Source organism: Nocardioides sp. J9, from assembly GCF_007829375.1.
Taxonomy (GTDB): Bacteria; Actinomycetota; Actinomycetes; order Propionibacteriales; family Nocardioidaceae; genus Nocardioides.
This window is the reverse complement of the sequence record NZ_VLJQ01000119.1, coordinates 1-9,171: the sequence shown is the minus strand read 5'-3', so window position 1 is coordinate 9,171 and position 9,171 is coordinate 1. Positions and strand designations below refer to the sequence as shown.

The window sequence follows — 9,171 nt, the reverse complement described above, 5'->3', positions numbered from 1 at the left end:
CGCACCCGACCAGCGGCGGTGGGCTGCCGACGGGCGGCAGACGCTCCCTCAGGCCTGCGGGCCGGCGATGTTGACGAGCCAGTCGACGCCGTAGCGGTCGCGGAGCATGCCGAAGGTGTCGCCCCACGGGGCCGGGGCGAGCGGCTCGTGGATGGTGGCGCCCTCGGACAGGCCGTCCCACCAGGCGCGGAGGGTGTCGGCGTCCTCGTGGGGGCCGCTGAGGCTCACCTGCTGGGTCTGCGGCTCGCCGGGGACGCTGTGCGGGTGGTCGGCGCCCATCAGCAGGACGGTGTCGGAGACGGTGAGCGAGGAGTGCATCACCCAGTCGACCTCGTCCTCGGCCACGCCCATCTCGGCGCCGCCCATCTCGGCGAAGGTCGTCACGGACAGCTCGCCGCCGAGGACGGAGCGGTAGAACTCCATCGCCTCGCGGGCCTGGCCGCGCCAGTTGACGTACGGGTTGAGGTTGATGGTCACGGCAGGCTCCTCCGGGTGCTGGGTCGGCGGTCGTGAAGACCGACCAGCGCCGACACCGGGACTCATCGCCGTGAGGCGGATCAGTCGTGGACGGTGGTGTCCATGCCGACGATGTCGCGGTCGGGGATGCCGTCGCCGTCGTTGTCGTCGGCCTCGGGGCCCGCGGTACGACGGTGGCGCCACCACTCCCAGACGATCGGAACCAGGGTGAAGGCCAGGATCGCGAGGGTGACGTAGTCGATGTTCTCGCCGAGCGCCGGGATGGCCGCGCCGAGGAAGTAGCCCAGCAGGGTGATCGACACGACCCACAGCACGGCGCCGACGGCGCTCCACACGAAGAAGCGGCGCCGCTCCATGAGGGTCACGCCGGCGACCACGGTGATGTAGGTGCGCACGAAGGGCACGAAGCGGCCGATGACCAGGGCCTTGTTGCCGTGCTTGTCGAAGAACGCGCTGGTCTGGTCGAGGTACTTGCGCTTCAGGACCTTGCCGTCGCGCTGGTAGAGCGGCGGACCGATCTTGCGCCCGATCTCGTAACCCGCGACGTTGCCGGCGAAGCCGGCGATGACGAGCAGGGTCATCGCGATGAGCAGCTGCAGGGGCTCGTTCGAGATGCCCATGATGCTGAACGGGCTCGAGTTGCTGCCCGCGATGAACAGGCCCAGCGCGAACAGCAGCGTGTCACCTGGCAGGAACGGGAAGAACAGGCCGCACTCGACGAAGACGATCGCGATGGCGATCCAGATGAAGGTGCCGCCGAATTCGCCGAGCAACCACTCCGGCTCGAGCCACTTGATGCCGAACAGCATCGGCACGAGGATCGGTGTGGCGACCAACGAGTTCACGGGGCAACGCTACCCTCCGGCCCCCAGTCGCGGGACCGATAGGGTCGATTCGTGGATGGGGAGCAGCGGGCGCCGTACGACCCGATGCCGCACGGCCAGCCCGAGGTCGGCGTCGGTCCGTGGCCCGGTCCCTGGCCGGAGGGCCCCGGCAGCGAGGTGTACGACGAGGAGCTGCTCCGCGAGGGCGACCGGCGCAACGTCGTCGACCGCTACCGCTACTGGACGGTGGAGGCGATCGTCGCCGACCTCGACAAGCGGCGGCACGGCTTCCACGTCGCCATCGAGAACTGGCAGCACGACTTCAACATCGGGACCATCGTCCGCTCCGCCAACGCCTTCCTCGCCGCCGAGGTGCACATCGTCGGGAACCGGCGGTGGAACCGGCGCGGGGCGATGGTGACCGACCGCTACCAGCACGTGCGCCACCACCCGACCGTCGCCGAGCTGCACGCCTACCTCGCCGAGCGCGACGTCCCGCTGCTGGGCATCGACAACCTCCCCGGCTCCGCCCACCTGGAGACCATGGAGATCCCCGAACGGGTGTGCTTCCTCTTCGGCCAGGAGGGGCCGGGGCTCTCCGAGGCGGCCCGGGAGGCGTGCGACGGCACCTTCTCGATCGCCCAGTTCGGCTCGACCCGGTCGATCAACGCCTCGGCCGCCGCGGCGATCGCGATGCACGCCTGGGTGCGCCAGCACGCCGACCTGTCCAGCGACGAGGCCTGGCGGGGCTGACGGCCCTCCCGCCGGTCCCCGGGGTGCCTCAGGAGTCGACCGGGGCCAGCGTGCCGCGCAGCGCGGCCAGCCCGCGGGAGGTGTGGCTCTTCACCGTGCCCTCCGTGACCCCGAGCTCGGCAGCCGTCTCGGCCACCGGCTGGGCCGGCAGCTGCTGCAGCGCCGCGACCAGCGAGTCCCGGTCCTCGACCGCGACCCCGGGCGCCGCGGCGACCTCGGGGAGCTCGGCCGTCGGCCGCTCGCGGCGGGCCGGGCGGCGGGACTCGTCGATGGCGGCGTTGAGCAGGATCTTGCGGACGTAGGCGTCCTCGGTGCCGTGCCGGGCGACCCGCGGCCACGCGACGTAGAGGCGGACGAGGGCGGTCTGGACGAGGTCGTCGGCACGGTGCCAGTCGCCGCACATGCCGTAGGCGATCCGGCGCAGCTGGTCGCGCCGGCTGGTCGCGAACTCGACGTACGACGCGTCGCGCTCCGCCCGCCTCACCGGGCGCCGTCCGCGCGCTCGACGTCGTAGGGGAGGGTCAGCACGTACTCAGCCCACTCCTCGGCGGTCACGCCGTTGAACGGCAGCGCCTGCAGGGTGACGTTGAGCTCGGCGTCGACGAGGACGTACCACCCCTGCATCCCCGCACAGCTGCCGCGGTGGCACTCATTGCCGACCTCGAGGTGCACCAGACGCCCCTGCGCACCGTTGGAGGCGGTGAAGGTGCTGTTGCGCACCACCTCGGCGTCGGGGTGGATGCGCAGCCTGCCGTCGACGACCAGCAGCGGCTCGTCGCGGTCGTCCCAGCCGGGCACGACCGGCACCCGCGGCGCGGCCGGCGGCATCATGGCGGGGTCGGTGGCCCACGCACGGAGCGGTGGACTGGCCACGCCGACCGGTGCCAGGGTCCACGACCCCGTGCGGTCGCCGCGCACGTAGACGTGCTGGCCGTGAACCTCGAGCTCCCACAGCACGGCGCCGGATCGCCGGTCCTCGTGGAGGACGGTCGCCTCCGGGTTCACCTCCCACTGGCCGTCGCGGTGGCGTACCGGGAAGGCGGCGTCCTCGACCGGTCACGTCACCTCCCTCGGCTGGTCGGCCCAGGTCGGAGCGGCGTCCTGCACGTCGCGTGCCAGTCCGCCCGTCGCCGTCGTCACGAGCGCGCCGACGACCAGCGCCGCGGCGAGCCCCGCGGCACCCAGCGCGGCCCGGCGCCGGCGTACCGCCCGGTGGCCGGCGGCCAGGGTGTCCGCGATGTCGAAGGTCGGCTCGGGCGCGCGGCCCAGCTCGGCGTCCAGCCGGTCGGTGAGGTCCTGCATCGGGGTGTCCTCCGGGGGATGGGGTGTCCATGGTCCGTCATGGGGGGGATACGCCGGTCACCGCCGATCGGTTGTCGCGGTAGGTTGATCGGCGTCGACCGCAACCGCACCCGCACCGCCGCAGGAGCCCCAGCATGCCCATCGCCACCCCCGAGAAGTACGCCGAGATGCTCGATGCCGCCAAGGGCGGCTCGTTCGCGTTCCCCGCGATCAACGTCTCCTCCTCGCAGACGCTCAACGCGGCCCTCAAGGGCTTCGCCGACGCCGGCTCGGACGGCATCATCCAGATCTCGACCGGTGGCGCGGAGTACCTCTCCGGCCCGGGCGTGAAGGACATGGTCACCGGCTCGGTCGCCTTCGCGGCGTACGCCGCCGAGGTCGCGAAGAACTACCCGGTCAACATCGCGCTGCACACCGACCACTGCCCCAAGGACAAGCTGGACGGCTTCGTCCGCCCGCTCCTCGACATCTCCGCCGAGCGCGTCGCCCGCGGTGAGGCGCCGCTGTTCCAGTCGCACATGTGGGACGGCTCCGCCGTGCCGCTGGAGGAGAACCTCCAGATCGCCGAGGAGCTGCTCGCGAAGGCGGCCGCGGCGCGGATCATCCTCGAGATCGAGGTCGGCGTCGTCGGCGGCGAGGAGGACGGCATCGTCGGTGCCATCGACGATAAGCTCTACACCACCCCCGAGGACGCCCTCGCCACCGTGCGCGCCCTCGGCGTCGGCGAGAAGGGCCGCTACCTGACGGCGCTCACCTTCGGCAACGTGCACGGCGTCTACAAGCCGGGCAACGTCAAGCTGCGCCCGGAGATCCTCCGCACGGCCCAGGACGCCGTCGTGAAGGAGCTCGGCCTGGCCGAGGGCTCGAAGCCCTTCGACCTGGTCTTCCACGGCGGCTCCGGCTCGACCGCCGAGGAGATCGGTGCGGCCGTCGACTACGGCGTGGTCAAGATGAACATCGACACCGACACCCAGTACGCCTTCACCCGTCCCGTCGCGACGCACATGTTCACGAAGTACGACGGCGTGCTGAAGGTCGACGGCGAGGTCGGCGACAAGAAGAGCTACGACCCGCGCTCGTGGGGCAAGGCCGCCGAGGCCGGGATGGCCGCGCGCGTCGTCGAGGCCTGCGAGCACCTGCGCTCCGCCGGCAAGACCGTCGGCTGACGGTGACCACGTCCCTGCCCACTACTGCCGACGTCGAGCGGGCGGCCGGGCTGCTGGCCTCGGTCGTCCCGCCGACCCCGCTCCAGCGCGCCGACCGGCTCTCGGCGCTGACCGGCCTCGACGTCTGGCTCAAGCGTGAGGACCTCACCCCGGTCCGCTCGTACAAGGCCCGCGGCGCCTACACGGTGCTCGCCGGGCTGACCGACGAGGAGCGGGCCCGCGGGGTGACCTGCGCCAGCGCCGGCAACCACGCCCAGGGCGTCGCCTTCGCCTGCGCCCGCGCCGGCGTGCACGCCACGATCTTCCTGCCGCGCACGACGCCGCGGCAGAAGCGCGACCGGGTCGCCGCGCTGGGCGGCGAGCAGGTGGAGGTCGTCATCGCGGGGGAGGGGTACGACGACGCCGCGGTCGCCGCCGCTGAGTTCGCCGCCGCCTCCGGGGCCACCGTCATCCCGGCCTTCGACCACCCCGGCATCATCGCCGGGCAGGGCACCGTCGCCGCCGAGGTCCTCGCGCAGGCCGCCGAGCTCGGCTGGCAGCCCGACGCGCTCGTCCTGCCGGTCGGCGGCGCCGGCCTGATCGCGGGCTGCCTGACGGTGCTGGCCGAGCGGGTCCCCGGCGTCAGGGTGGTCGCTGCCGAGCCGTCCGGTGCCGCGTCGCTCTCCGCCGCCCTCGAGGCCGGCGGACCCGTCGAGCTCGAGTCCGTCGACCCGTTCGTCGACGGCGCCGCCGTGCGCCGGGTCGGTGACCTGACCTACCGGGCCGTGGCCGGCGCCCGGGAGTCCGTCGACCTCTCCCTGGCCGCCGTGCCCGAAGGACTGATCTGCGTCGAGATGCTCGACCTCTACCAGGTCGACGGCATCATCGCCGAGCCCGCCGGCGCCCTCGCCGCGTCCGCGCTCCGCCTCGACGAGACCACGGCGCGGCTGGCGCCGGGCAGCAAGGTCGTCGTGGTCGTCTCCGGCGGCAACAACGACGTCTCGCGCTACGCCGACATCGTCGAGCGGGCCCTGGTCCACGAGGGCCTCAAGCACTACTTCCTGGTCGAGTTCCCGCAGGAGCCCGGTGCGCTGCGCCGCTTCCTCGACGACGTGCTCGGCCCGGACGACGACATCACCCTGTTCGAGTACACCAAGCGCAACAACCGCGAGTTCGGTCCCGCGCTGGTCGGCATCGAGATGCAGCACCGCGACGACCTGGCCCCGCTGCTGGAGCGGATGGAGGCCTCGCGGCTGCGCGTCGAGAAGGTGCCGCCGGACAGCCCGCTGTTCGGCTTCGTCCTGGACTGATCCGCCCGGGCGACCGCGTGGTGGAAGCACCGGTCCCGAAGTGTGACCGGTTGCACCTGTCACCGGTGGGCACCTGCTGCTCGCACCCCACCCGGGGTGCGCCGGCCCGTGCTCCGGCGGGCGGCACCGGCGGAAGAGGAAAATCTTCCGGGAATCGCGTGATGTTCGCGGTCCGGTGCCGTCTGGTCAGGTGCACGCTTCGGACGAAGGAGAACGCATGCGGATCAGCCGCCAGACCCACAAGCACCGCGCGACGGAGCCGGTCCCCCAGACCGAGCGTCCCGCCGTCAGCGGTGCCCACCGGGCTGGGCGGCCCGCGACCCCGCCCATGGCCGGCGTGCGGGCGATCCTCCTGTCCATCCTCACCGCCCAACCGAAGGCAAGGGACTGACCGTGCGCCTCTGGATCGCCTCGCTCGCTGCTGTCGTGGACACCTTCCTGGTCGACTCCGTACGCCGCGCTGCCACCCGCCGCTGACCAGCCGCTGACCGCTCGTCAGCGGCGGAACGGCCACCACCAGCGCCGGGCCCGGCGCCCGTGCTCGGGCGCGAGGAGGTCGGGCGGCTCCTGGAGCCGTCCGCGTTGCACCCGGCCCACGACCCGGTAGCGGGTGGCCGGGTCGAGCCCGCGCGCCTGCACCCACATCGTCGGCGCACCGGGCTCCCGGGTCTCGCGGACCAGCCCCTCGCGCTCGAGGCGGCGCAGGTGCCTGCGGATCGACTCCTCGACGATCCCCGCCTCCTCCGCCAGCTGCGCGACGGTCTTCGGCGTGTCCACGGCGAGGTAGACCCACCAGACCCGCGGGCCCAGGCGCGGGAGCGGGTCCATCAGGAGCGGGACGTCAGGAGCGGGACGTCAGGGCGGGCGGTCAGGCCAGCAGCTCGTCGTACGCCGTCTGGCTGGAGTCGCGCAGGAAGGTCGAGCAGCGCTCCCACTCGTCGGTCTCGCCGATGGCGCGGGCCGCGATCGCGAGGAGGGCGAGCGCGCGCAGGAAGCCGCGGTTCGGCTCGTGCTCCCACGGCACGGGGCCGTGGCCCTTCCAGCCGTTGCGGCGCAGCATGTCCAGCGAGCGGTGGTAGCCGACGCGCGCGTAGGCGTAGACCGTCACGTCGTCGGCGCCGCCGTCGCGGGCCTGCTCGGCGAGGGTCGCCCAGGCCAGCGGCGACGCGGGCAGGCGGCGTACGACGGCGGCCGGGGTCTCACCCGCCGCGAGCAGCTCGGCGGCCGGGTCGACGGGCAGGTGGGTGGGCGGGGGACCGGCCATCAGGTCGGTGCCGGGCGTGATGCTCATGCCCTCATTGTGTCCCCCCGGGAACAGGCTGTCGGTGGGCGGGTGTTGACTCCCTCCGTGACCCAGAGCGCGACCCCGCAGACCGGCAGCACGACCGAGGTGGCGAACCCCTGGCCGGCGCTGTGGGCGCTGGTGATCGGGTTCTTCATGATCCTGGTCGACCTGACCATCGTCACGGTCGCGACGCCGACGATCATCGAGGACCTCGAGGCGTCGGTCAACGACGTCGTCTGGGTGACCAGTGCCTACATGCTCGCCTACGCGGTCCCGGTCCTGATCACCGGACGCCTGGGTGACCGCTTCGGGGCGAAGCGGCTCTACCTGGTGGGCCTGACCGTCTTCACCCTCGCCTCCCTGTGGTGCGGCCTCACCGACACCGTCGAGGCGCTGATCCTGGCCCGCGTCGTGCAGGGCTTCGGCGCCTCGATGATGACGCCGCAGACGATGGCGATCATCACCCGCATCTTCCCCGCTGCCCAGCGCGGCCGGGCGATGGCGCTGTGGGGTGCGACCGCGGGCGTCGCCATGGTCGTCGGCCCGATCCTCGGCGGCGTGCTGACCGACGGCCTGGGCTGGGAGTGGATCTTCTTCATCAACATCCCGTTCGGGGTGTTCGCCTTCGTCATGGCGTGGCGACTCGTGCCCGCGCTGCCCACGCACGCGCACAGCTTCGACTGGCTCGGCGTCGCGCTGTCCGGCGCGGCGATGTTCCTGCTCTGCTTCGGCATCCAGGAGGGCCACCAGAAGGACTGGGCCGGCTGGATCATCGCGATGATCGCCGGCGGCGCCGTGCTCCTCGTCGTGTTCCTGGTCTGGCAGCGGCTCAACCGCGCCGAGCCGCTGGTGCCGCTCAGCCTCTTCCGGGACCGCAACTTCTCGGTGTCCAACGCCGCGATCGCCTGCATGGGGGCCACGGCCGCGGCCTTCGGGTTCCCGCTGATGCTGTGGGCCCAGGCCGTGCGCGGCTACTCGCCGACCCAGTCGGCGCTGCTCCTGCTGCCGATGGCGGTCATGTCGATCGTCCTCGCCCAGCCGGTCGGGCGGCTGACCGACCGCCTCCACCCGCGGCTGGTCACCGGCTTCGGCTTCGGTGCCAGCCTCGTCGGCTTCCTGGTCCTGATCTGGACGCTCCAGCCGGAGGCTGCGGTGTGGGAGGTCTGCGTGGCGATGGGGCTGGTCGGCATCGGCAACGCGTTCATCTGGTCGCCGACCGCCGCGACCGCCAACCGCAACCTGCCGATGAGCCTGGCCGGTGCGGGCGCCGGCGTCTACAACGCGACCCGCCAGGTCGGCTCCGTGCTCGGCGCCGCCGCGATCGCGGTGCTCATGGACAGCCGTCTGGCCCACCACCTCCCCGGCGCGGTCGCTCAGGGCGAGGCCGGCGCGGAGCGGATCCCCGACCCGGCCGCCGCTGCCCGGTTCAGCGACGCGATGCAGGACTCGTTGTGGCTGCCGGCCGTGGTGTACGCCGTGGGGCTGGTCGCGGTGATGTTCTACGAGCCGCCGAAGCACGAGGGGTTCGGGCAGCGCTGAGGCCCGGGAATCACCGCCTGGGCGGTGATTCCCGGACTTGTTGGCCGCTGCAGCAGCCACCAGGTCCGGGAAACGGCCACCAGGTCCGGGAAACGGCCGCCAGGTCCCGGCGGCCGTCGAGGCAGGTCAGGGCGTGAGCAGCGCCCGGACCCGCTCGGGGCCCAGCGCGGCGAACAGCGTGGGCAGCCGCGGTCCGCGCTCGGCGGAGACCAGCAGCTGGTAGAGCAGCCGGAAGAACGCCTTCTGGTCCGCCTTCACCTCGTCGGTGGGGGCGTCCTCGAGGGCCAGGCCACGGGCGAGCTTCGGCACGCCGTAGATCAGCGCGGTCAGCTCGTCGGCGTCGGCGAAGGAGTCCGGCAGCCGGTCCAGCAGCTGGGTCAGCCACCGCTGCTCGTCCGCGGTCAGGCTCGCGAGCCGCTCGGTGTCGCGCTCCTCGCGCACGGTGGTGCGGTCCTCGGGGTCGACGTAGGAGGTGATCCAGGTGGCGGCCTTCGTCAGCCGCCGGAAGGGGACGACGACGTTCGGGGTCGGCAGGG

The 9,171-nt window shown here is 72.6% G+C and carries 12 protein-coding genes and 1 pseudogene; 5 read left to right on the top strand and 8 right to left on the bottom strand.

All coding sequences use genetic code 11. The features are described from left to right. Positions 1–48: 48 nt before the first annotated feature. Together L615_RS20125 and L615_RS20120 are read right to left on the bottom strand one after the other, a co-directional pair. A complete protein-coding gene (locus L615_RS20125; RefSeq protein WP_028655304.1) occupies positions 49–477 on the bottom strand; it encodes a VOC family protein in 429 nt (142 codons plus the stop codon). Between the two features lie 80 nt (positions 478–557). Further along, complete coding sequence (locus L615_RS20120) at positions 558–1,322, bottom strand: DedA family protein (protein ID WP_232221734.1); 765 nt, start codon at positions 1,320–1,322, stop codon at positions 558–560. A gap of 84 nt (positions 1,323–1,406) precedes the next feature. On the opposite strand from L615_RS20120, the gene L615_RS20115 reads away from it, so the two are divergent. After that, entirely contained in the window at positions 1,407–2,054 is a 648-nt protein-coding gene (locus L615_RS20115; protein WP_145726264.1) for a TrmH family RNA methyltransferase, read from the top strand. A 28-nt stretch (positions 2,055–2,082) separates the two neighbouring features. Here L615_RS20115 and L615_RS20110 read toward each other — a convergent pair whose 3' ends face one another. Genes L615_RS20110 through L615_RS20100 form a run of 3 tightly spaced genes read right to left on the bottom strand, consistent with a single transcriptional unit; the run spans position 2,083 to position 3,356 of the window. Beyond that, positions 2,083–2,538, bottom strand: a complete 456-nt coding sequence (locus tag L615_RS20110; RefSeq protein WP_145726259.1) for a sigma factor — start codon at positions 2,536–2,538, stop codon at positions 2,083–2,085. Further along, a complete protein-coding gene (locus L615_RS20105) occupies positions 2,535–3,059 on the bottom strand; it encodes a hypothetical protein (RefSeq protein WP_145726258.1) in 525 nt (174 codons plus the stop codon). The genes L615_RS20110 and L615_RS20105 overlap by 4 nt, the downstream gene beginning before the upstream one ends. Positions 3,060–3,110: 51 nt before the next feature. After that, positions 3,111–3,356, bottom strand: a complete 246-nt coding sequence (locus tag L615_RS20100; protein WP_145726257.1) for a hypothetical protein — start codon at positions 3,354–3,356, stop codon at positions 3,111–3,113. Positions 3,357–3,490: 134 nt separating this feature from the next. Here L615_RS20100 and fbaA point away from each other — a divergent pair, with 134 nt between their 5' ends. The 3 genes from fbaA (at position 3,491) to L615_RS23570 (ending at position 6,202) form a co-directional block, all read left to right on the top strand. Further along, entirely contained in the window at positions 3,491–4,522 is a 1,032-nt protein-coding gene (fbaA, locus tag L615_RS20095) for a class II fructose-bisphosphate aldolase (RefSeq protein WP_145726256.1), read from the top strand. Positions 4,523–4,524: 2 nt separating this feature from the next. Beyond that, positions 4,525–5,811 carry a threonine ammonia-lyase IlvA gene (gene ilvA / locus L615_RS20090; protein ID WP_145726255.1) on the top strand — a complete coding sequence of 429 codons (1,287 nt, stop codon included), beginning with the start codon at positions 4,525–4,527 and terminating at the stop codon, positions 5,809–5,811. A gap of 217 nt (positions 5,812–6,028) precedes the next feature. Next, positions 6,029–6,202 carry a hypothetical protein gene (locus L615_RS23570; RefSeq protein ID WP_186449951.1) on the top strand — a complete coding sequence of 58 codons (174 nt, stop codon included), beginning with the start codon at positions 6,029–6,031 and terminating at the stop codon, positions 6,200–6,202. A gap of 104 nt (positions 6,203–6,306) precedes the next feature. On the opposite strand, the gene L615_RS20085 is transcribed toward L615_RS23570, so the two are convergent. Next, complete coding sequence (locus L615_RS20085) at positions 6,307–6,639, bottom strand: ArsR family transcriptional regulator (RefSeq protein WP_145726254.1); 333 nt, start codon at positions 6,637–6,639, stop codon at positions 6,307–6,309. Between the two features lie 40 nt (positions 6,640–6,679). Then, positions 6,680–7,102 carry a DUF3151 domain-containing protein gene (locus L615_RS20080; RefSeq protein WP_028655312.1) on the bottom strand — a complete coding sequence of 141 codons (423 nt, stop codon included), beginning with the start codon at positions 7,100–7,102 and terminating at the stop codon, positions 6,680–6,682. Positions 7,103–7,159: 57 nt separating this feature from the next. Here L615_RS20080 and L615_RS20075 point away from each other — a divergent pair, with 57 nt between their 5' ends. Continuing rightward, complete coding sequence (locus L615_RS20075; RefSeq protein WP_261376782.1) at positions 7,160–8,635, top strand: DHA2 family efflux MFS transporter permease subunit; 1,476 nt, start codon at positions 7,160–7,162, stop codon at positions 8,633–8,635. A gap of 126 nt (positions 8,636–8,761) precedes the next feature. Here L615_RS20075 and L615_RS23565 read toward each other — a convergent pair. Continuing rightward, a pseudogene (locus L615_RS23565) lies at positions 8,762–9,171 on the bottom strand (hypothetical protein); the annotation flags it as partial.